At 74.2% G+C, this 21,448-nt stretch carries 20 protein-coding genes; 14 read left to right on the top strand and 6 right to left on the bottom strand.

What is annotated here, in order from left to right; genetic code table 11:
* Positions 1 to 57: 57 nt before the first annotated feature.
* Together NT8_RS18045 and NT8_RS18040 are read right to left on the bottom strand one after the other, a co-directional pair.
* On the bottom strand, positions 58 to 720 hold the full coding sequence (locus tag NT8_RS18045; protein WP_067970950.1) for an O-methyltransferase: 663 nt from the start codon (positions 718 to 720) through the stop codon (positions 58 to 60).
* Between the two features lie 21 nt (positions 721 to 741).
* Positions 742 to 1,455, bottom strand: coding sequence for a metal-dependent hydrolase (locus NT8_RS18040; protein WP_067970944.1), 714 nt, complete (start codon positions 1,453 to 1,455; stop codon positions 742 to 744).
* Positions 1,456 to 1,695: 240 nt separating this feature from the next.
* On the opposite strand from NT8_RS18040, the gene NT8_RS18035 reads away from it, so the two are divergent.
* From NT8_RS18035 to NT8_RS18010, 6 genes are all read left to right on the top strand, one after another.
* A complete protein-coding gene (locus NT8_RS18035) occupies positions 1,696 to 3,528 on the top strand; it encodes an ABC transporter substrate-binding protein (protein WP_067970943.1) in 1,833 nt (610 codons plus the stop codon).
* Positions 3,529 to 3,532: 4 nt separating this feature from the next.
* Positions 3,533 to 4,570, top strand: coding sequence for an ABC transporter permease (locus NT8_RS18030; protein ID WP_067970940.1), 1,038 nt, complete (start codon positions 3,533 to 3,535; stop codon positions 4,568 to 4,570).
* The gene (locus NT8_RS18025) at positions 4,567 to 5,619 is read left to right on the top strand and encodes an ABC transporter permease (RefSeq protein WP_084469056.1); all 1,053 of its coding nucleotides are present in this window, start codon (positions 4,567 to 4,569) and stop codon (positions 5,617 to 5,619) included. The genes NT8_RS18030 and NT8_RS18025 overlap by 4 nt, the downstream gene beginning before the upstream one ends.
* Positions 5,616 to 6,638: an ABC transporter ATP-binding protein gene (locus NT8_RS18020; protein ID WP_067970939.1), complete on the top strand. Its 1,023-nt coding sequence runs from the start codon at positions 5,616 to 5,618 to the stop codon at positions 6,636 to 6,638. The genes NT8_RS18025 and NT8_RS18020 overlap by 4 nt, the downstream gene beginning before the upstream one ends.
* Positions 6,635 to 7,666, top strand: coding sequence for an oligopeptide/dipeptide ABC transporter ATP-binding protein (locus NT8_RS18015; protein WP_067970936.1), 1,032 nt, complete (start codon positions 6,635 to 6,637; stop codon positions 7,664 to 7,666). Before NT8_RS18020 ends, NT8_RS18015 begins: the two co-directional genes overlap by 4 nt.
* A 106-nt stretch (positions 7,667 to 7,772) precedes the next feature.
* Positions 7,773 to 8,381, top strand: coding sequence for a hypothetical protein (locus tag NT8_RS18010; RefSeq protein WP_174549595.1), 609 nt, complete (start codon positions 7,773 to 7,775; stop codon positions 8,379 to 8,381).
* A 149-nt stretch (positions 8,382 to 8,530) separates the two neighbouring features.
* Here the strand turns inward: NT8_RS18010 and NT8_RS18005 are convergent, their stop codons facing one another.
* Entirely contained in the window at positions 8,531 to 8,728 is a 198-nt protein-coding gene (locus tag NT8_RS18005; protein ID WP_067970933.1) for a hypothetical protein, read from the bottom strand.
* Between the two features lie 115 nt (positions 8,729 to 8,843).
* Between NT8_RS18005 and map the strand changes: the two genes are divergently transcribed.
* From map to npdG, 7 genes are all read left to right on the top strand, one after another.
* Positions 8,844 to 9,695, top strand: coding sequence for a type I methionyl aminopeptidase (gene map, locus NT8_RS18000; RefSeq protein ID WP_067970931.1), 852 nt, complete (start codon positions 8,844 to 8,846; stop codon positions 9,693 to 9,695).
* 100 nt (positions 9,696 to 9,795) lie between these two features.
* Positions 9,796 to 10,629, top strand: coding sequence for a M55 family metallopeptidase (locus NT8_RS17995; RefSeq protein WP_067970929.1), 834 nt, complete (start codon positions 9,796 to 9,798; stop codon positions 10,627 to 10,629).
* Positions 10,630 to 10,685: 56 nt separating this feature from the next.
* On the top strand, positions 10,686 to 12,053 hold the full coding sequence (locus NT8_RS17990; RefSeq protein ID WP_067970927.1) for a M20/M25/M40 family metallo-hydrolase: 1,368 nt from the start codon (positions 10,686 to 10,688) through the stop codon (positions 12,051 to 12,053).
* A 16-nt stretch (positions 12,054 to 12,069) separates the two neighbouring features.
* Positions 12,070 to 14,100 (top strand): prolyl oligopeptidase family serine peptidase, encoded by a 2,031-nt coding sequence (locus tag NT8_RS30455; RefSeq protein WP_067970925.1) that lies wholly within the window; start codon positions 12,070 to 12,072, stop codon positions 14,098 to 14,100.
* Positions 14,097 to 15,035 carry a S66 peptidase family protein gene (locus tag NT8_RS30450; RefSeq protein WP_067970923.1) on the top strand — a complete coding sequence of 313 codons (939 nt, stop codon included), beginning with the start codon at positions 14,097 to 14,099 and terminating at the stop codon, positions 15,033 to 15,035. Before NT8_RS30455 ends, NT8_RS30450 begins: the two co-directional genes overlap by 4 nt.
* Before the next feature lie 306 nt (positions 15,036 to 15,341).
* Positions 15,342 to 15,716 (top strand): peptidoglycan-binding protein, encoded by a 375-nt coding sequence (locus NT8_RS17975; protein ID WP_157515874.1) that lies wholly within the window; start codon positions 15,342 to 15,344, stop codon positions 15,714 to 15,716.
* 76 nt (positions 15,717 to 15,792) lie between these two features.
* Positions 15,793 to 16,479, top strand: a complete 687-nt coding sequence (gene npdG / locus NT8_RS17970) for an NADPH-dependent F420 reductase (RefSeq protein WP_067970919.1) — start codon at positions 15,793 to 15,795, stop codon at positions 16,477 to 16,479.
* A gap of 252 nt (positions 16,480 to 16,731) precedes the next feature.
* Here the strand turns inward: npdG and NT8_RS17965 are convergent, their stop codons facing one another.
* On the bottom strand, positions 16,732 to 18,486 hold the full coding sequence (locus NT8_RS17965) for an NAD+ synthase (RefSeq protein WP_067970917.1): 1,755 nt from the start codon (positions 18,484 to 18,486) through the stop codon (positions 16,732 to 16,734).
* A 204-nt stretch (positions 18,487 to 18,690) separates the two neighbouring features.
* Here NT8_RS17965 and glnA point away from each other — a divergent pair, with 204 nt between their 5' ends.
* On the top strand, positions 18,691 to 20,052 hold the full coding sequence (glnA, locus tag NT8_RS17960) for a type I glutamate--ammonia ligase (RefSeq protein WP_174549594.1): 1,362 nt from the start codon (positions 18,691 to 18,693) through the stop codon (positions 20,050 to 20,052).
* An 80-nt stretch (positions 20,053 to 20,132) separates the two neighbouring features.
* Here glnA and NT8_RS17955 read toward each other — a convergent pair whose 3' ends face one another.
* Positions 20,133 to 20,858: a response regulator gene (locus NT8_RS17955; protein WP_174549593.1), complete on the bottom strand. Its 726-nt coding sequence runs from the start codon at positions 20,856 to 20,858 to the stop codon at positions 20,133 to 20,135.
* 378 nt (positions 20,859 to 21,236) lie between these two features.
* A partial coding sequence (locus NT8_RS29960) for a hypothetical protein (protein WP_217999228.1) occupies positions 21,237 to 21,448 on the bottom strand: 212 nt, incomplete at its 5' end.

The following is a 21,448-nucleotide window of genomic DNA, read 5'->3' as shown; positions in this document are numbered from 1 at the left end:
TGGCGGCGGGCCGCCCGCCGCGCGGGTCGGGGGAGGGCCGGCGGGCGCGGCCGCGGGTCAGTCCCTGCGGCGGGCGAGGGTGAGGCCGTCGCCGATGGGCAGCAGCACCACGTCGACGCGGTCGTCCGCCAGGGCGCGGTCGTTGAAGTCGCGGATGCCCTGCACGTGCGCCCCGGTCTCGGCCGGGTCGACCACGCGGCCGTGCGACAGGGTGTTGTCGACCAGCAGCGCCCCGCCCGGCCGGATGCGCGGGACCAGCGCGTCCCAGTAGCCGACGTAGCCCTCCTTGTCGGCGTCGATGAACGCGAGGTCGAACCGGGCGTCGTCGGGCAGCGCCCGCAGCGTGTCGAGCGCCGGGGCCAGGCGCAGGGTGATCCGGTCGGCCACCCCGGCCCGCTCCCAGTAGCGGCGGGCGACCGTGGTCCACTCCTCGCTGACGTCGCACGCCAGCAGGGTGCCGTCGGCGGGGATGCCGCGGGCCAGGCAGATGGCGGAGTAGCCGGTGAAGCTGCCGATCTCGACCACGTCGCGGGCCCCGCTCAGCCGGGCGAGCAGCGTCATGAACGTGCCCTGCTCCGGGCCGATCTGCATGCCGGCCTGGCCGGGGAACAGCCGCTCGGTCTCGGCGGCGAGGTCGGCGAGGACGTCGTCGACGGGGGCGCTGTGGGCCACGAGGTAGTCGTACAGTTCCGGGCTGAGGCTCTCCGAGGTGCGCGTCACGGCGCCCACACTAGTCGCACGTCACGCCTCGGGTAGGAGTTCCGGCCAGGGGAACAGGTAGAACGCGTAGATGATGATGGCGACGGTCAGCACCGGGGTGACGACGTTGCGCTCGATCTTGCCGTTGGTGGTGAACCCGATGTTCTGCCCGAACCGGTACTTCCAGAACGGCCACAGCAGCGGGACGCCCATCTCGGTGGCCATGTCGCCCGCGAAGTGCAGCAGGCAGCCGAACGCCACCGCCAGCCCCATCCACGAGTAGTCGGTGCCCGCGGTGTAGAGCGCGAGCGTGATCCCCGCGGCGAACAGGGCGTTGATGACCTCGGCCGCCACCTTGTTCTTGTCCATGCCGAACCCGAGGCCGTTGAACGCGATGCCGGCGAGCAGGAACACGAACACCTGCACGGCCAGCTCCGACCACAGCGCCAGCGCCTGCGTCAGCACGCCCATGAGCAGCGCGAACAGCAGGGAATGGGTGCCGTTGCGGTGGCCGCCGAACATCCAGTTGAACAGCGCGCCGATGGTCCGGGTGACGAACCCGTAGGTGTTGGTGATGGTGGCGCTCTTGTGGTCGAGGTCGGGGATCAGCGCCGCCCCCGCGCAGACCAGCCCGCCCGCGATGATCTCGCCGGAGCCGAGGTCGAACCGCACGCCGAGGATCTCCGTCCCCTGGAGCAGCGGAACGACAGCCATCCAACCGACCACGCCGCTCAAGGCGTGTGAGTGCCCCATCATGGGCGGAACCGTAGCCCGAACCGGGTGTTCTGGCTAATTGGCGGGGATATCGGGCGGTGGGAATGCGGCGTTAGGGAGGACCTCGGCGGGTCGGATCGGATGCGCCCGGAACATCGTGAACAATGCGTGACAGGGATGGTGTAGGTCGTTGACGCTTTTCTGTACACGCTGGTAAACAACCACCACACCGACGGTCGAGATCTTTCCCCGTCCCCCGAGAAAAGAGGGGTTGGACACCGCATGGCCACCACTCCGCACGCACCCCCCGGGCGGCGCCCCCGGCGCCTCCTGTCGGCCACCGCCGCCGGCCTGGCCTTCGCCGTCGCCGCGCTCCCCGCCACCCCCGCCCACGCCGACGGCGGGGAGCCCTCCACCCTCACCGTCGCGGTGTCCCAGCCGGTCGACTCGCTCAGCCCCTTCCTGGCCCAGCGGCTCATCAGCACCAGCGTGTTCCGGCTGAACTACGACTTCCTCACCAACTACGACCCCGCGACCAACGAGCCCATCCCCGGGCTCGCCGAGTCCTGGGAGACCTCCGACGACGGCCGCACCTGGACCTTCCAGATCCGCGACGACGTCACCTGGAGCGACGGCGAACCCCTCACCGCCGAGGACATCGCCTGGACCTACACCACGATGATGGAGGACGAGGGCGCCGCCACCGCCAACGGCAACTTCGTGGCCAACTTCGAGAGCGCCACCGCCCCCGACCCCACCACGCTGGAGATCGAACTCTCCGAGCCCCAGGCCACCATGCTCGCGCTCGACATCCCCATCGTGCCCAAGCACGTGTGGGAGGACGTCGACGACTACGGCACCTTCAACAACGACCAGGACTTCCCCGTCGTGGGCAGCGGGCCGTTCACCATCACCGACTACCGGCCCAACCAGTCGATCACGCTGGAGGCCAACGAGGACTACTGGCGCGAACCGCCGAAGTTCGACCGCGTCGTCTTCACCTCCATGCCCGAGCAGGACGCCCAGGTCGAGGCGCTGCGCAACGGCGAGGTGTCGCTCATCTCCGGCCTCACCCCCGCCCAGGCCGACGCCCTGGCCGAGGAGGACGGGATCACCGTCAACAACGCCAGCGGCAAGCGGTTCCAGGCGTTCACCATCAACCCCGGCGCCGAGACCCAGGACGGCGAGGGGTTCGGCGACGGCCACCCCGCCCTCCAGGACAAGGTCCTGCGCCAGGCGATCATGCGCGCCATCGACAAGGACGAGATCGTCGAGAACGTGTACGGCGGCTACGCCGAGGCCGCCGAGGGCTACATCCCCTCCCGCTACCCCGACTACTTCTGGGAGCCCGAGGGCGACGCCCGCCTGGACTTCGACGCCGACGCCGCCAACGCCATGCTGGACGAGGCCGGCTACGAGCGCGGCGACGACGGCGTCCGCGTCTCGCCCGACGGCGACCGGCTGGAACTGCGCCTGCACGTCCACAACGACCGCCCCGACTACGTCGGCATCGGCCGGGTCATCGAGGAGCGCCTCCTGGAGATCGGCATCGAGGTCGACAACCAGACCGTCGACCCCGGCGTGCTCAGCGACGCCCTGCACGCCGGCGAGTACGACCTCATCATGACCGGGTGGAGCGTCAACCCCGACCCCGACTACGTGCTGGGCATCCACACCTGCGACGCGCTGCCGGAGGAGCCCGGCACCATGCGCAGCGACGCCTACTTCTGCAACGAGGAGTACGACGAGCTGTACGAGCGCCAGCTCGCCACCTACGACGACCCCGAGGCGCGCGCCGACATCGTCAAGGAGATGCAGGCCATCCTCTACGACGAGGCCGTGGTCAACGTGCTGACCTACTCCAACACCCTGGAGGCGTACCGCTCCGACCAGATGTCCGACGTCCAGGTCCAGCCCGACCCCGGCGGCAACATCTGGGGCCAGGACGGCCACTGGAGCTTCACCTCCGCCACCCCGGCCGAGGCCTCCGCGGCCGGCGGGTCGGGCCTGTCCACCGGCGTGATCGCGGGCATCGCCGCGGCCGCCGTGCTCGTCGTCGCCGGCGGCGCGTTCCTGTTCTGGCGGCGGTCGTCCACCTCCGAAGATCGCGAGTGACGCAGTGACGGCTCCTTCCAGCGCGGACGCCGCGCCGGCCGCCCCGGGCACCCCCCGGGCCGGCCGGCGCGGCGCCGCCCGGACCCTCCGCTACCTGGGCGGACGGCTGCTCACCGCCGCCGTCTCCCTGGTGGCGGTGATGGTGACCAGCTTCTTCCTGTTCCGCATCCTGCCGGGCGACCCGGTCCGCGCCCTCACCCAGGGCCGCGCCGTCAGCCCCGAGCAGCTGGAGGCCATGCGCCGCGACTTCGGCCTCGACCAGCCGCTGCCGCAGCAGTTCCTGGACTACTGCGCGGGCCTGCTCCGGTTCGACTTCGGCATGTCCTACCAGTACCGGGTGCCCGTGGCCGAACTGATCGCCGAGCGCATCGGGCCGACCATCCTGCTCGCCGGCACCGGGACCGTCATCGCCGCCGCCATCGGCCTGGTGCTGGGCACCGGCGCCGCCTGGCGCCGCGGATCGGTCATGGACCGGGTCAACACCGGGGTGGCGCTCACGCTGTGGTCGGTGCCGTCGTTCTGGCTCGGGCTCATCCTCATCGTGGTGCTCGCCTCGGGCACCGGCCTGTTCCCCACCAGCGGCATGACCACCCCCGGGGTCACCGGGCCGGTGGCCACCACCCTCGACGTCGCCCACCACATGGTGCTGCCCGTCACCACCATGGTCGCCGTCGTCTACGCCCAGTACATGATGATCATGCGGTCCTCGCTGCTGGACGAGATGGGCTCGGACTACCTCACCACCGCCCGCGCCAAGGGCCTGCGCGACGCCCTGGTGCTGCGCCGGCACGCCGTCCCGAACGCGCTGCTGCCCACGGTGACCCTCATCTTCCTCAACCTGGGTCGCGTGGTCGCCGGGGTGATCCTGGTCGAGACCGTGTTCGCCTGGCCGGGTCTCGGCTCCCTGTTCTACTCCGGGCTGGAAGTGCCCGACCTGCCCACCGTGCAGGCCCTGTTCGTCCTCTTCGCGGGTGCGGTGATCCTGATGAACCTGCTGGCCGACCTGGTCTACCCCCTCCTCGACCCCCGGGTCCGGGTATGAGCGCCCCCGACGGCGCCGCCGGCCGCACCGAGGAGACCGCCGACGGCCCCGCCCCGGCGGACCCCGCCGGCCCGGCCGCCGACCCCCGCCCGGACCGCCCCGCCGCGCCCGCCGAACCGCCGGCCCCGGCCGGCCAGCCCGCGCCCGCCGCCCCCGCGGCGTCGCGGCGCGCCCTGCTGTGGCAGCGCCGCCGCCGCGCCTTCACCGAGTTCCGCCGCGAATACGCCCGCAACCGGGCCGGCCTGTTCGGGTTCGGCGCGCTGGTGCTGTTCGTCGCCGTCGCGGTGAGCGCCCCGCTGTTCATCGACCCCGCCGACCTCACCGTCACCGGCGCCCAGGGCGGCCGGTTCGAGCCGCCCAGCGCCGCCTACCCGCTCGGCACCGACGCGTTCGGCCGGTCGGTGCTCGACCTGGTGGTGTGGGGCGCCCGCATCTCGCTGACGGTCGGCTTCCTCGCCACGTTCGTCTCCGTCGCCCTGGGCACCCTCGTCGGCATCATCGCCGGGCACTTCGGCGGCTGGGCGTCCAACGTGCTCATGCGGGTCACCGACTGGTTCGTGGTGCTGCCGACCCTGGTCATGGCCGTCGCCCTGGCCGCCGTCATGAGCCGCAGCACCTTCACCATCATCATCGCGATCGGCGTCACCGTCTGGCCCACCACCGCCCGGCTGGTGCGCGCCCAGACCATCGCCGTCGAGGCCCGGCCCTACATCGAGCGCGCCCGCGCCCTCGGCGGCGGGCACGCCCACGTGATGAGCCGGCACGTGCTGCCCAACGTGATGCCGGTCGTGCTCGCCCAGACCACGCTCATCGTGGGGGAGTCCATCATCCTGGAGTCGACGCTCGCCTTCCTCGGCCTGGGCGACCCCAGCACGGTCTCCTGGGGCGGCATCCTCCAGGACGCGCGCACCGCCGGCGCGGTCAGCTCGGGCATCTGGTGGTACATGCTGCCGCCCGGCGTGGCCATCGCCGTCGTCGCCCTCGCGTTCACCCTGTGCGGGCGGGCGCTGGAGGGCGTGTTCAACCCCAGGCTGCGGGAGCGCCGGTGAACTACCTCGAAGTCAACGACCTGCACGTCACCTACCGCACCGGCGGCGGCGACGTCCCCGCCGTACGCGGCATCGGGTTCTCCGTCGCCCCCGGGCGCAAGCTCGGCGTCGCCGGCGAGTCCGGGTGCGGAAAGTCGACGGTCGCCCTCGCCCTGCTGCGGCTGCTGCCCAAGAGCGCCACCGTCAGCGGGCAGGTGCTCCTCGACGGCGAGGACGTCCTCACCATGAAGTGGGGGCGGCTGCGCGCCGTCCGCTGGGTCGGCGCCTCCATCGTCTTCCAGGGCGCCATGCACTCGCTCAACGCCGTCCGCCGCATCGGCGACCAGATCGCCGAACCCCTGCTGCTGCACGGCACCGCCACTCCCGCCGCCGCCACCCGCCGGGTCGCCGAACTCCTGGAGCAGGTCGGCCTGCCCGGGTGGCGGGCCCGCAGCTACCCGCACGAGCTGTCCGGGGGCCAGCGCCAGCGCGTCATGATCGCCATGGCGCTGGCCTGCGAACCCCGCCTGGTCATCGCCGACGAGCCCACGACCGCGCTGGACGTCATGATCCAGGCGCAGATCCTCCGCCTCATCGACCGGCTGGTCGACGAGAACGGCATCAGCATGATGATGATCAGCCACGACCTGTCGGTGCTCGCCGACACCTGCGACCGGCTGGCCGTCATGTACGCCGGGCGCATCGTGGAGGAGGGGCCCGCCGCCGACGTGTTCGCCGCCGCCCGCCACCCCTACGGGCGGGCGCTCAGCGGGGCGTTCCCCCGCATCGGCGACCCCGCCTCCCGGCGGGCGCCGCGCGGTCTGGCCGGCGACCCGCCCGACCCCGCCGACCTGCCCGCCGGCTGCTCCTTCCGGCCCCGCTGCCCCGAGGCCGAGGACCGGTGCGCCGCCGTCGACCCCGTCCTGTGGCCGGCCGGCCCCGACCGCGCCGCCGCGTGCGTGCACGTCCTGTCCGACGACGAGGCCGCGGCCGCCGGCGTGCCCGTCCCCGCAGCGGCGGCCCCGGAGGAGACCCGATGACCGCCGACCCCCAGGCGCCCGCCGCCGAGGCGCCCACCGTCCCCGTCCTCAGCGCCGCGGGCCTGCATGTCCGCTTCCGCGGGCACGGCGGGCGGGGCACCGCGCGCGCCGTCGACGGCGTCGACCTCGACGTGCACGCCGGCGAGATCGTCGCCCTGGTCGGGGAGTCCGGGTGCGGCAAGACCACCCTCGCCCGCACCCTCCTCGGCCTGGAGAAGGCGTCGGAGGGGCGGGTCGAGTTCGAGGGCGCCCCACTGCGCTACCGGTCCAAGGCGCTCAAGGCGTACCGCCGCCGGGTGCAGCTCGTCCTCCAGGACCCCAGCGGGTCGCTCAACCCCCGCCACACCGTCTACGAGGCCGTCGCCGAAGGGCTGCGCATCCACGAGGGCGCCGCGCCCGACGAGGAGGCCCGCGTCGCCGCCGCCCTCGCCCGCGCCGGGCTGCGCCCGCCCGAGCGGTTCTTCCTGCGCTACCCGCACGAGCTGTCCGGCGGGCAGCGCCAGCGCGTGGTCATCGCCGGGGCGCTCGTGCTCGACCCCGAGGTGATCGTCGCCGACGAGCCCGTTGCCTCGCTCGACGCCTCTGTGCGCGGCGAGATCCTCGCGCTGCTGCTGCGGCTGCGCGACGACCTGGGGCTGTCGGCGCTGGTCGTCACCCACGACCTCGGACTGGCGTGGAACATCGCCGACCGGGTGGCCGTGATGTACCTGGGCCGCATCGTCGAGGTCGGCACCGTCGAGGAGGTGCTGTCCGCGCCCCGGCACCCCTACACCCGCGCCCTGCTGTCGGTGCTGCCCGAGGCCGACGCCGGGGACCCGGTGATCCTCAGCGGGGAGCCGCCGGACCCCACGGTCATCCCGGCCGGCTGCCGGTTCCACGTCCGCTGCCCGGTCCTCGCCTCCGGCGAGGCCGAACGGGCCGGCGTGGCCGACCGGTGCCGCACCGAGGACCCGGGTGTCCTGCCGGCCGGCCGCGGCACCCACGCCGCCTGCCACTGGGCCCGCGTGCGCGCCGAGTCCGCCGGGTAGCCGGGGCCCGGGGGGAGCGGGGCCCGGAAGCCGGGGGCGGACCGCCCGCCGGGCGACATCGCGGACACCGCCTGCGCGCCGCGCGGGTTTCGTGCACCATGGAGGGGTGGACGCCCGACATGTAGCAGCGCTGCGCGACATCCTCGCCGCGACCCCGTGGGTCGACCGCGCCGAGGACCTCGCGCGCGCCCTCCGCCTCACCCGCGACCCCGGCGGCCTGCTCCTGGTGGGCACGCCCGACGACGAGCCCTGGCACCTGGCCGCGCACCTCGACGACGAGAGCCGCTACGCCGGGCTGCCCCAGCTCGCCCCCAGCCTGCTGCGGTGGAACCCGCCGCCCGACGCGCCGGCCCACCTGCGCATCGGGCTGGACCGCCTGGCCGAGACCCGCCGCGGCGAGACCCTGTTCGTCGTCAACTCCGCCCCCGAGGCCCCGGTGTCGCTGCTCGAACGGGTCGACGACGCCCGCCGCTCCGGCGCCACCATCCTGGCGCTCGACCACGGCGACCCCGAACTCGCGCACCTCGCGCACGACGCCGTCAGCCTGGTGCCGGGCAGCGCGCCCGTCACCCTCGAAGGCATGCAGCACCTCGTCAGCAACGCCGCCGGCCGCCCCGAGACCCGCCGCGACGGCGGCCTGCGCGCCCGCCTGTCCCGGTTCCTCGACGTCGTCAGCGGGCCCCGCGTGCTCGACCACCAGGACTCCGCCCTGTGACCGTCCGCCCGGTGCCGCGCGCCCTGTCCCGTGTACCCGGTGCCCGCGCGGCCGGTGACCGCGGGCCGCCCGGCACCGCGGCGGCCGCCGCACGGCCCCGGGCGGGCCGGCGGCGGTGCGGCGGCCGCGGCCTCCTCGCCGCGGTCCCGCTAGTCGCGGTCCTGCTCGTCCCACGCCTCGTTGCGCTCGGCCACCGTGTGCAGCGCCTCGGCGGCGGTCTCCCGGTCGGGGTAGGGCCCCAGCCGGTACTTGTCGGGGCAGCCCGGTCCCTGCTCCGGCGTGTTGTGCCGGAGGCAGTACCACCACCGCCGGTCGCCGCCGGGGACGATGTCCTCCGCGTGGCTCATGGTCGTCTCCCGCTGATTCGTTCCGGTTCGGGCTCTCCGCACCCGGCTCCTACCCCCGCGCCGCCCCGGCGACGCGGAATTCCGCACTCGGCGGTACGAACTAGAATGCCCTGACATGACTACCCCGCTCGTGCCCGGCCGCATCTCCCCGCCCCGCTCCGTCCCCGCCGCCATCGCGCGCCCGGAGTACGTCGGCCGCAAACGCCCGGTCGAGGGGGTCCTCGGCGACGTGCAGGACGCGGCCACCATCGAGGCCATGCGCGTCGCCGGGCGCCTCGCCGCCCAGGCGCTGGAGGAGGTCGGCCGGCACGTCGTGCCCGGGGTCACCACCGACGAACTCGACCGGGTCGGCCACGAGTTCCTCTGCGACCACGGCGCCTACCCCAGCACCCTGGGCTACAAGGGCTACCCCAAGTCGTTGTGCTCCTCGCTCAACGAGGTCATCTGCCACGGCATCCCCGACGACACCGTCGTCGCCGACGGCGACATCGTCAACATCGACATCACCGCCTACATCCACGGCGTGCACGGCGACACCAACGCCACCTTCCTCGCCGGCAACGTCGACGAGGAGTCCCGGCTGCTGGTCGAGCGCACCCGCGAGGCCACCATGCGCGCGATCAAGGCGTGCCGCCCCGGCCGCCGGATCAACGTCATCGGCCGGGTCATCGAGTCCTACGCCAAGCGGTTCGGCTACGGGGTCGTGCGCGACTTCACCGGCCACGGCGTCGGCCCCGAGTTCCACTCCGGCCTGGCCGTCCCCCACTACGACGACCCCCGCGCCACCACCGTCATGGAACCCGGCATGACGTTCACCATCGAACCGATGATCACCCTGGGCACGGTCGACTACGAGGTCTGGGAGGACGGCTGGACCGCCGTCACCGCCGACCGCCGCCGCACCGCCCAGTTCGAGCACACCCTCGTCATCACCGACACCGGCGCCGAGATCCTCACCCTGCCCTGACCCCGCCCGTTCCGCGCCGCGCCCGGCCCACGCCCGGCGGACGCGCCGGGCGGCGGCGCGGGATTCCGCCGCCCCGGGGCGAGCCGGTAGGGTCCCTTCCGTGAAGATCCTGATCTCCGCCGACATGGAGGGCGCCACCGGGGTCACCTGGCCCGCCGACGTCGAGCCGGGGACCGAGCAGTGGCAGCGCTGCCGGGCGATGTTCACCTCCGACGTCAACGGCGCCATCGAGGGGTTCTACGCGGGCGGCGCCACCGAGGTCGTCGTCAACGAGGCCCACTCCACCATGCGCAACCTGCTGCTGGAGCGCCTGGACGACCGCGCCGTCATGCTCACCGGCCGGCACAAGGACCTGTCGATGGTCGAGGGCGTCCAGCACGGCGACGTCGACGGGCTCGCGTTCGTCGGCTACCACTGCGGCGCCGGCGACGAGGGCGTGCTCGCCCACACCTACCTGCCCAACTCCATCACCGGGGTCTGGCTCGACGGCGTCCCGGCCAGCGAGGGCCGCCTCAACGCCCGCGTCGCCGCCGCCTACGGCACCCCCGTCGTCCTCGTCACCGGCGACGACCGCGCCTGCGCCGACGCCGCCGGGTACGCCCCGGCGGCGCGCACCGCCGCCGTCAAGGACTACGTGTCCCGCTACGCCGCCGTGTGCCGGCCGCCCGCCCGCACCCGCGCCGACATCGCCGAGGCCGCCCGCGCCGCCACCGCCCTCGCCGGACGCACCGAGCCCGTGCGGCACGGCCCCCTCACCGTCGAGATCGAGGTCGACGCCGCCCAGCTCGCCGGCGCCGCCGCGCTCGTCCCGGGCGTCGCGCAGGTCGCGGAGCGGCGGGTCCGCTACACCTCACCCGACGCCTATGAGATGATCCGCTGCTTCAAGGCCGTGACCACGCTGATCGCCAACGCGGTCGAACCCCTCTACGGGTGAGCGCGGCACCCCGGCCGGGAAGCGACGACGAGCACGACAGGGCAGGACGGCAGCACGTGGGCAACGACGGACAGCAGCGCGACCCGTGGGCGGTCGCCGACGACGAGGTCGTCCGGTTCACCTCCGACCTCATCCGGCTGGACACCACCAACCGGGGCGGCGGCGACTGCCGCGAACGGCCCGCCGCCGAGTACGCCGCGGCGCGGCTCGCCGAGGCCGGGCTCGAACCCGAGATGATCGAACCCGCGCCCGGCCGCACCAACGTCGTCGCCCGCGTCCGCGGCACCGACCCCGCGGCCCCCGGCCTGCTCGTCCACGGCCACCTCGACGTCGTCCCCGCCGACCCCGCCGACTGGGCCGTCCACCCGTTCTCCGGCGAGGTCCGCGACGGCATGGTGTGGGGCCGGGGCGCCGTCGACATGAAGAACACCGTCGCCATGGTGCTCGCCCTCGTGCGCTCCTGGGCCGCCACCGGCCGCGCCCCGCGCCGCGACATCGTGCTCGCCTTCACCGCCGACGAGGAGGACAGCGCCGCCCACGGCGCCGACCACCTCGTCCGCCACCACGCCCACCTGTTCGAGGGGTGCACCGAGGGCGTCAGCGAATCCGGCGCCTACACCTTCCATGCCGCCACCGCCGACGGCCGGCCCGTCCGCCTCTACCCCGTCGGCGCGGGCGAGCGCGGCTCCGCCTGGCTCCGCCTGACCGCGCGCGGCACCGCCGGGCACGGCTCCAAGCCCAACCCCGACAACGCCGTCGGCGCCCTGGCCGCCGCCGTCGCCCGCGTCGACGCCCACCGCTGGCCCGTCCGGCTCACCCCGGTCACCCGCGCCGCCCTCACCGAGACCGCGGCCGCGCTCGGCGTCAAGGCCGACCTCGACGCCCCCGGCTTCGACCCCGAACGCGACGTCGACGCCCTCCTCGCCCGCCTCGGCACCGCCGCCGACCTCCTCGCCCCCACCATCCGCAACAGCGCCAACCCGACCATGCTCGACGCCGGGTACAAGGTCAACGTCATCCCCGGCACCGCCACCGCCGGCGTCGACGGCCGCGTCCTGCCCGGCGCCGAGGACGAGTTCGCCGCCGCCCTGGACGCCCTCACCGGGCCCCGCGTCGACTGGGCCTACCGGCACCGCTCGCCGGCCCTGCTCTCCCCGATCGAGTCGCCCACCTTCGCCGCGATGCGCGCCGCCCTCCTCGCGCACGACCCCGAGGCCCACGTCGTGCCCGTGTGCCTGTCCGGCGGCAGCGACGCCAAGCAGTTCTCCGAACTCGGCATCACCGGCTACGGGTTCACCCCGCTGCGGCTGCCGCCCGGCCTCGACTACGGGGCGCTCTTCCACGGCGTGGACGAACGCGTCCCCGTCGACGCCCTCCGGTTCGGCGCCCGCGTGCTGGACCGGTTCCTGACCACCGTCGAATGAGCAAGGAAGGCGCCCGGTGACCACCCGCACCCTGCCCTACGGCTCCTGGCCGTCGCCGATCGACGCCGACGGCGTCGCCCGCCACGACGGCATCCCCAACTGGCCCGCCGCGCACGGCGAGGAGGTGTGGTGGACCGAGCCGCGCCCCGCCGAGCAGGGCCGCGTCGCCCTGTGCCGCACCCGGCTCGACGCCCCCGACCGCGGCCCCGAGACCGTGCTGCCCGCCCCGTGGAACGCGCGCAGCCGCGTCCACGAGTACGGCGGCCGCCCCTACCTGCTGGTGCCCGGCGGGCGCGGCACCGCCGTCGTCTTCGCCGAGTACACCGACCAGCGGCTCTACCGGTACGACCCCGCCACCGGCGCCGACCCCGCCCCGCTCACCCCCGCCCCGGCCGCGCCCGCCGCCGACCGCTACGCCGAACCCGTCCTGGGCCCCGGCGGCGACGAGGTGTGGTGCGTCCGCGAACGGCACACCGCCCCCACCCCCGACGCCGTCGAACGCGCCATCGTCGCGGTCCCGCTCGACGGCTCCGCCGCCGCCGACCCCGGCGCCGTCCGCGTCGTCGCCGCCGACACCCACTTCCTCGCCTGCCCGCGCGTCGCGCCCGACGGCGCCCACCTGTCGTGGATCGGCTGGGACCACCCCGACATGCCGTGGGACGCCACCCTGCTGCGCGTCGCCGACCTCGTCCCCGATGCCGCCGGCCGGCGCACCGCCGCCGAACCCCGCACCCTCGCGGGCGGCCCCGGCGAGGCCGTCGGCCAGGCCGAATGGGCCAGCGCCTCCACGCTCTACTGCGTCACCGACCCCGACGGCTGGTGGAACCCGCACTCCATCACCCTCGGCGCCGACGGCACCGCCGCCTCCGCGCCCGTCTGCCTGGTCCGCCGCGACGAGGAGTTCGGCGGCCCGCTGTGGCAGCTCGGCCAGCGCTGGCTGCTGCCCCTCCAGGACGGGCGCATCGCCGCCGTGCACGGCGGCGCCACCACCGCCCTCGGCCTGATCTGCCCCGACTCCGGCGCCGTCGCCGACGCCGACACCCCCCACACCGAGTGGTTCGGCCGACTCGCCCTCGCGGGCGCCGCCGGCACCACCGTGGTCGGCGTCGCCGCGTCGCCCGCCCGGCCGGCCGAGATCGTCGCCCTCCACCTGCCCGACGGCTCCTGGCGGTCGCTCAGCCGCCCCCGCGCCGACGCCGCCCCCGACCCGGTCGCCGCCTACCTGCCCCGCCCGCGCGCCCGCGTGTTCCCCGGCCCCGGCGGCCGCGACGTGCACGCCAACGTCCACCCGCCGCACAACCCCGACTACACCGGGGCCCCCGGCGAACTCCCGCCCTACGTGGTGTGGGTGCACGGCGGCCCCACCAGCCGCGCCCCCATGCTGCACGACCTGGAGGTCGCCTACTTCACCAGCCGCGGCATCGGCGTGGTCGACGTCAACTACGGCGGTTCCACCGGCTTCGGCCGCGCCTACCGGGAGCGGCTGCGCGAGAACTGGGGCGTGGTCGACGTCGAGGACTGCGTGGCGGTCGCCCGCGCCCTGGTGGCCGAGGGCGCCGCCGACCCCGGCCGGCTCGCCATCCGCGGCGGCAGCGCCGGCGGGTGGACCAGCGCCGCCGCCCTCGCGTTCACCGACGCCTTCCACTGCGGCACCATCCTCTACCCGATCGTCGACCTCACCGGGTGGCGCACCGGCGAGACCCACGACTTCGAGTCGCGGTACCTGGAGAGCCTCGTCGGCCCGTACCCGCAGACCAAGGAGCGCTACGAGGAGCGGTCCCCGGTCAACCACGGCGACGCGGTCACCGCCCCGTTCGTCCTCATGCAGGGCCTGGAGGACGAGATCTGCCCGCCGGTGCAGAGCGAGCGGTTCCTGGAGCGGGTCCGCGGCCGCGGCGTCCCGCACGCCTACCTCGCGTTCCCCGGCGAGCAGCACGGGTTCCGCCGCGAGGCCACCATCCGCGCCGCCCTGCACGCCGAACTGTCGCTGTACGCCCAGGTCTTCGGCTTCGAGACCGACGCCCCCGCCCTGGAACTGCGCCCGTGACCCCCTGCCCGGCGGGGGTCCGGCCGCGCCGCCTGGTACCGGGGGACACCGTGTCGGTCGTCGCCCCGTGCAGCCCGGTGCCCGCCGACCGGCTCGACGCGTCGCTCGACATCCTGCGCGGCTGGGGGCTGCACGTCCGCGAGGGCGCCCACCTGCGCGACCGCCACCCGGTGCTGCCCTACCTCGCCGGGACGGACGCCGACCGCGCCGCCGACCTGACGCGGGCCTGGCTCGACCCGGACACCGCGGCGGTGCTGTGCGCGCGCGGCGGCGACGGCGCCCACCGCACCCTGGACCTGCTCGACTTCGCCGCCCTGCGCGCGGCTCCGCCCAAGGCGCTGGTCGGGTTCAGCGACGTCACCGCGCTGCACGAGGCGTTCGCCGTCGACGTGGGGGTGGCCACCCTGCACGGGCCGGTGGTCGGCACCGGCTACTTCGTCGGGGACCCGGTCGCGGCGGCGGAGCTGCGGGCCACCCTGTTCGCCCCGGAGACCCGGACGGTCCTCGCCCCGCCCGGGGCCGAGACGCTCGTCGGCGGCACCGCCCGGGGGACGCTCATCGGCGGCAACCTCAGCCTGCTCAACGACGGCCTGCTCACCCCGCACAGCCGCCCCTCGGCGGCGGGCGGCCTACTCCTGCTGGAGGACGTCCACGAGGACGTGTCCCGGCTGGACCGGATGCTCACCCAACTGCTGCGCAGCGGGTGGATGCGCGGTGTCGCCGGGGTGCTGCTGGGGTCGTGGACCGACTGCACGCCCGGGTACCGCACGGTCCGCGAACTCATGGTCGAGCGCCTGACCCCGCTCGGTGTCCCGGTGGTGGGCGAGTTCGCGTTCGGCCACCGGCCCGCCCAGCTCACCGTGCCCCTCGGCGTCACCGCCACCCTCGACGCCGACGCCCGCACCCTCACCCTCGACACCCCCGCCCTGGCCTGACCCCCGCCCGCTGCGGCGCGGTCGCCTCCCGCGCCGACGCCGGGGCGTCCCGCCGCCGACCGGCGGACGGGAACCCCTAACGGAACGGCGCGCCCACGGCCCCGATGCGCGTCCGAGGTGGCGCCGCCGAGCGGGCGGCACGGCCGAAGGTCGGGGCCGCGCCACCTCCGGAAGGGCGGTCACCGGTCCGGCGGTACCGACCTTCGTCTCACCCGATTCCCACCCGGGAGAGGATGCGCCCGGCCGCGCCGCGCGCGCATACTCGAAGGAGAGGCCCGCCCGCGACACAGGGAGACGGTGATCCCCATGGCGACCATCCACGCCTGGCACCCCGCCGCACCGCGCACCGCGGCGTCCACCGCCTGGCACCGCCTCTGGCCGGACCGGCTCCGGCGCGCCGCCTACGTCGCCCGGGGCGTCCTCGGCGCCCTGTTCGACGCCGAACTCGTCCTGCCCGAGGCCGACCCCGCGCCCGTGCGGGCGCGCCTGATCGAGCTCGGCCGGCTCGACGCCGCGGCCCCGCCCGCCGACCGCGCCCCGGCGCTCGCCGCGTTCCAGCACGACCACGGCCTGCCCGCCACCGGCCGCGCCGACGCCCGCACCGTGTCGGTGCTCGCCGCCGCCGCGCGCGAACGCCGCGAACTGCGCGCCCTCGGCCTGGACGGCGTGACCACGCTCTGACCGCCGGCGCGAATGTCCGCCACGGCACACCGCCCGCGTGCGCTGCGGCGGTCCCGCGCCTGCCATGATCGGACCCATGGCTGAACAGAACTCACCGCACGACCTGCCCGACATCGCCGGGCGCACCATCGCCGTGCTCGGCGGCACCGGCGACCAGGGGCGCGGCCTGGCCCGCCGGTTCGCGCTCGCCGGGCTCGACGTGGTCATCGGCTCCCGCAGCGCCGAGCGCGCCCAGGCGGCGGCCGACGACCTCGGCGCGGACCTGCCCGTGCGCGGCGCCGACAACGCCGCCGCTGCCGCGGCCGGGGACATCGTGATCGTCGCCGTCCCGTGGGAGGGCCACCGCGAACTGCTCGCCTCCCTGGAGGAGGAGCTGGCCGGCAAGATCGTGGTCGACTGCGTCAACCCGCTCGGGTTCGACAAGAAGGGGCCCTACGCCCTGCCGGTCGAGGAGGGCAGCGCCGCCCAGCAGGCCGAGGCGGTCCTGCCCCGCAGCCGGGTGGTGGCGGCGTTCCACCACGTGTCGGCGGTGGTCCTGCTCGACCCCGAGGTCGACCGGGTCGACCTGGACGTGCTGGTCCTCGGCGACGACCGCGCGGCGACCGACGAGGTCCGCGCCCTCGCGTCCAGCATCGGGGGCGTGCGCGGGATCTACGGCGGCCGGCTGCGCAACGCCCACCAGGTGGAGGCGTTCACCGCCAACCTCATCGCGATCAACCGCCGCTACAAGGCCCACGCCGGCCTGCGGATCACCGACGTCTGATCCGCCCGCCCGCGCGGCGATGAGGGCGCGGGTCGTCCACAGGCGCGTGGTTCCGCCGGCGCGGACCCCCTCGGTGCGGGTTGACTGGAGATAGGGGTCCCCCCGGCACCATGGCCGCGCACGTCATCGCCGCCGGGGGCGGCCTCGCGTGCCCGAAACCGCTCGCACCTCGTTGCTCTTGACGCTCCCGGGGCATGGGAGCGGTCCCAATGCCCGATGACGTCGAGATCAACGGGGGAGAGGCGGAGGCGGTCAGGGGGTCCAGCGGTTGGTGATCGGGAGGCGGCGGTCGCGGCTGAGGTTGCGGGAGCTGATCTTGGGGCCCGGGGGGTACTGGCGGCGCTTGTACTCGGCCCGGTCGACCAGCCGGATCACCCGCTCGACCAGCTCGGGTTCGAACCCGGCGGTGGTCAGCTCCAGCAGCCCCTTGTCCGTGCCGATGTAGGCGTCCAGCAGGCTGTCGAGCACCGCGTAGTCCGGCAGGGTGTCCGTGTCGAGCTGGCCCGGGCTGAGCTCGGCGCTGGGCGGCTTGCTGATGGAGTTCTCCGGGATGGGCGGCACCTCGCCCGCCCGTTCGGCCTCGGCGTTGCGCCACCGCGCCAGCTCCCACACCACCGTCTTCCAGCAGTCCTTGATGGGCGCGTACCCGCCCACCGCGTCGCCGTAGAGGGTGGAGTAGCCGGTGGCCAGCTCGCTCTTGTTGCCGGTGGCCAGCACCAGGTGGCCCTCCTGGTTGGACAGGGCCATCAGCAGCGTGCCGCGCGCCCGCGCCTGGAGGTTCTCGGCGGCGACCCCGTCGACCGCGACCGACCCCGCGAACGCGTCCACGATCGGCGCGATGGGCACCGTCCGGCCGGTGATCCCCAGCCGCTTCACCAGGTCCTCGGCGTCGGCCAGGGAGTGGTCGCTGGAGTGCCGGCTGGGCATCAGCAGCCCGTACACGCCGGCCGGGCCGACCGCGTCGGCGGCGATGGCGGCGGTCAGCGCGGAGTCGATGCCGCCCGACAGCCCCAGCAGCACGGAGCGGAACCCGTTCTTGGCCGCGTAGTCGCGCAGCCCGGTGACCAGCGCCCGGTACACCTCGCCGATGTCGGACAGCGGGTCCTGGCGCGGGGTGATGGCGGGCGGCAGCGGGTCGTAGGGGGCGACCGGGTCGGTGGAGACCGTGTAGCGGCGGATGCGGATGCCGCTCACCGGGTCCTCGGCCGGGGTGGGGTCGGCGGCCTCGGGCAGGTCGAGGTCGGCGACGAGCAGGGCGTCGTCGAACTGGCAGGCGCGGGCGACGAGTTCGCCGTCGGCGTCGACCACCAGGGAGTCGCCCTCGAAGATCAGTTCGTCCTGGGCGCCGCTCATGTTGACGTAGCCGACGGCGGCGCCGATCTCGCGGGCCCGCCGCTGGCACAGCTCCAGCCGGACGTCGTCCTTGTCGCGCTCGTAGGGCGAGCCGTTGAGGGTGATCAGCAGCCCCGCGCGGGCGGCGCGCACCGCGGTGACGGGGCCGCCCTCCTGCCACAGGTCCTCGCACACCGCGAACGCGACGTCCGCGCCGTGCAACCGGACCACGGGCAGGGTGTCGCCGGGGACGAAGTTGCGGAACTCGTCGAACACGCCGTAGTTCGGCAGGTGGTACTTGGCCGAGGTGAGCCGGACCCGGCCGCGGTGCAGCAGGGCGGTGGCGTTCTGCGGGGCGCCGGCGGGCTGGCCGAACCGGGCGCCCACGCCTTCGCGGCGGTCGAGGAACCCGACCACCACGGGCAGTTCGCCGAGGCCGTCGTCGGCCAGGCGGGCGGCGAGCGCGTGCACCGCCTTGACCGACGCGGAGACGAAGGAGTTGCGCAGGGCGAGGTCCTCGACGGGGTAGCCGGTGACCACCATCTCGGGGAACACCGCGAGATGCGCGCCGGCGTCCGCCGCGCGCCGCGCGTAGGCGGCGACGAGGGCGGAGTTGCCGTCGAGGTCTCCGACGGTGGGGTTGACCTGGGCGAGGGCGATCCTGAGCTGCACCACGCCCCAGAGCCTAGTGCGGACGGCGTCGGGCCGCCCGGCCGGGGCCGCCCCGCTGCTGTGATAATGCGTACACCGGTTCTCCGGCCGCCCCCATCACCTGCGTTAATGCGCCGGAAACCTGCAGGGGGCACACTGGGGGGTGGCGTTCCGTACGACACTCGATGGATACGCGCCGCCGCGCTCCGCGACGAGGAAGGTGACCCCGTGAATCGACAGCAGGAATTCGTGCTCCGCACGCTGGAGGAGCGCGATATCCGGTTCGTCCGGTTGTGGTTCACCGACGTGCTCGGGTACCTCAAGTCGGTGGCCGTGGCCCCGGCCGAACTGGAGGCCGCGTTCTCCGAGGGCATCGGGTTCGACGGGTCGGCCATCGAGGGGTTCGCCCGGGTGCACGAGGCCGACATGCTGGCCCAGCCCGACCCGTCGACCTTCCAGGTACTGCCGTGGCGCAACGAGCCGCACGGCACCGCGCGCATGTACTGCGACATCCTGATGCCCGACGGCACCCCCAGCTACGCCGACCCGCGCCACGTGCTCAAGCGCCAGCTCGGCAAGGCCTCCGACCTCGGGTTCACGTTCTACACCCACCCCGAGATCGAGTTCTACCTGCTGAAGAAGATGCCCGCCTACGGCGAGTTCCCGGAGCCCAACGACTCCGGCGGCTACTTCGACCACACCCCGCACAACAGCGCGCACGACTTCCGGCGCAACGCCATCAACATGCTGGAGGCCATGGGCATCTCGGTGGAGTTCAGCCACCACGAGGGCGGCCCGGGCCAGCAGGAGATCGACCTGCGCTACGCCGACGCGCTCACGACCGCCGACAACATCATGACGTTCCGGCTGGTCATGAAGGAGGTGGCGATGGAGCAGGACGTCTACGCCACCTTCATGCCCAAGCCGTTCACCGAGTACCCGGGCTCGGGCATGCACACGCACATGTCGCTGTTCGAGGGCGACCGCAACGCCTTCCACGAGCCGGGCGCCGAGTACCAGCTGTCGAAGGTGGGGCGCGGGTTCATCGCGGGGCTGCTGCGGCACGCCCCCGAGATCACCGCGGTGTGCAACCAGTGGGTGAACTCCTACAAGCGGCTGTGGGACAACGCGGCCGCCTCGGCCGGGGCGGGCGGCGAGGCCCCCGCCTACGTGTGCTGGGGGCACAACAACCGGTCGGCGCTCGTGCGGGTGCCGATGTACAAGCCCACCAAGAGCAACTCCAGCCGGATCGAGTTCCGCTCGCTCGACACCGCCTGCAACCCCTACCTCGCCTACGCGGTGATCCTGGCCGCCGGGCTCAAGGGCATCGAGGAGGGCTACGAGCTGCCGCCGGGCGCCGAGGACGACGTGTGGGCGCTGACCGACGCCGAGCGCCGCGCGCTGGGCATCGCCCCGCTGCCGCAGAGTCTGGACGAGGCCATCCGCGCCATGGAGAACAGCGAGCTGATGGCCGAGACCCTCGGCGAGCACGTGTTCGACTTCTTCCTGCGCAACAAGAAGGCCGAGTGGGAGTCGTACCGGCGCCAGGTGACGCCGTACGAGCTCCAGCGCTACCTGCCCACCCTGTGACCGCCGACCCGTGCGGCCCGTGCCAGCCGGGTGACCGTTGACCTTGCGCCGGCCCGCCGCGTGCGGGCCGGCGGCCGGGGTCACTCGCCGTCGAGCAGTTTCTCGCGCACCGCGTAGACCGCGGCCTCGGTGCGCGAGTGCAGCTGGAGCTTCTCCAGGATGTTGCGCACGTGGTTCTTCACCGTGTGCTCGGAGATGAACAGCTCGTCGGCGATCTCCTTGTTGTTGAGGCACCGGGCCACCAGGCGCAGCACCTCGGTCTCGCGCTCGGTGAGCTGCGGCGGGGCGGCCTGGCGGCTGCGCCCGCCCCGGCCGCGGCGGGCCAGGGCGGTGAACTCGCCGATGAGCTTGGTGGCCATGGACGGGTTGATGAACGACTGGCCGTCGGCCACCGCCCGCACGGCGTCGGGGAGTTCGTCGACCGCGATCTCCTTGAGCAGGTAGCCGGTGGCCCCCGCCTTGAGCGCCTCGAAGAGGTCGTCCTCCTCGTCGCTCATGGTGAGCATGACGATCTTGGCGTCCGGGACGGTGCGCTTGATGCCCGCGCAGGCGTCGATGCCGCTGGAGCGGGGCATCCAGACGTCCATGAGGACGACGTCGGGGCGCAGCCGGGCGGCCTGGCGGACGGCGTCGTCGCCGTCGCCGCACTCGCCGACGACGTCGATGTCGGGTTCCTCGGCCAGGACGGAGACCAGGCCGCGCCGGAAGAACGCGTGGTCGTCGACGACGAGCACCCTCACGGGATCGGCCGCGGCGGCGGGGTGCAGCGCGGGAGCGGTGCCGGGGGCGGGGGCGTGCCCACTCACAACGGAATTCCTTCCTGGCGCGAGGTGGCCGGATACGGGGTTATTCGACGGTTCGCTCGGACGAATCGGGCGCGCGCGTCAATGGGGTTGACGTGCGGTGATACGCATCGGGAGGCCGTTGTTCGGCACAGTTTATGCCATTGATCCGAGCGTGGATAGCCGCGAATCCCCCGATCGGTCCGGGGCGGCGCGGCGCCACCGGGTGTGGAGAAGGCGCGCCTCACGACAAAATATACAGTTTCCCCAGGGGCGTGAGTCCATTTCCGTCCAATTGATGGTGATTACCGGTTGGTATTTCATTCCGTCCCGGTCGGTCGCCCCCAGGCCACCAGGTGGGGGAGGCAGGTCGCACGCGGGAACGGCCCGGCCGGGGCGCGGTCACGCGGCGGGGCCGTAGTGGTGGCCGCGGCGGAGCGCCGCGCGGCGGTCGCGGCGGTCGCGGCGGCGTTCGCGCCGGAGACCGCGGGCGGCGCGCTCGGCGGCGGCGACCGCCCGCTGCCGTTCGCGGTACTGGCGGGCCAGCTCGGCGGCGTGGTCGGGGTGCACGGCGTCTCCTCGGGGCTGGGGCCGCCGGGGCGGGTCCGCCCCGG

This window comes from Nocardiopsis trehalosi NBRC 14201, from assembly GCF_001552555.1.
Classification (GTDB): domain Bacteria; phylum Actinomycetota; class Actinomycetes; order Streptosporangiales; family Streptosporangiaceae; genus Nocardiopsis_B; species Nocardiopsis_B trehalosi.
This window is presented reverse-complemented; position numbering and strand designations above follow the sequence as displayed.

Excerpts from the sequence above, each read along its gene's own strand:
- npdG (WP_067970919.1), top strand. The coding sequence starts at position 15,793 with ATGGCTGAACAGAACTCACCGCACGACCTGCCCGACATCGCCGGGCGC.
- NT8_RS18005 (WP_067970933.1), bottom strand. The coding sequence starts at position 8,728 with ATGAGCCACGCGGAGGACATCGTCCCCGGCGGCGACCGGCGGTGGTGG.
- NT8_RS18015 (WP_067970936.1), top strand. The coding sequence starts at position 6,635 with ATGACCGCCGACCCCCAGGCGCCCGCCGCCGAGGCGCCCACCGTCCCC.
- NT8_RS18035 (WP_067970943.1), top strand. The coding sequence starts at position 1,696 with ATGGCCACCACTCCGCACGCACCCCCCGGGCGGCGCCCCCGGCGCCTC.
- NT8_RS17975 (WP_157515874.1), top strand. The coding sequence starts at position 15,342 with ATGGCGACCATCCACGCCTGGCACCCCGCCGCACCGCGCACCGCGGCG.
- NT8_RS18040 (WP_067970944.1), bottom strand. The coding sequence starts at position 1,455 with ATGATGGGGCACTCACACGCCTTGAGCGGCGTGGTCGGTTGGATGGCT.
- map (WP_067970931.1), top strand. The coding sequence starts at position 8,844 with ATGACTACCCCGCTCGTGCCCGGCCGCATCTCCCCGCCCCGCTCCGTC.
- NT8_RS18025 (WP_084469056.1), top strand. The coding sequence starts at position 4,567 with ATGAGCGCCCCCGACGGCGCCGCCGGCCGCACCGAGGAGACCGCCGAC.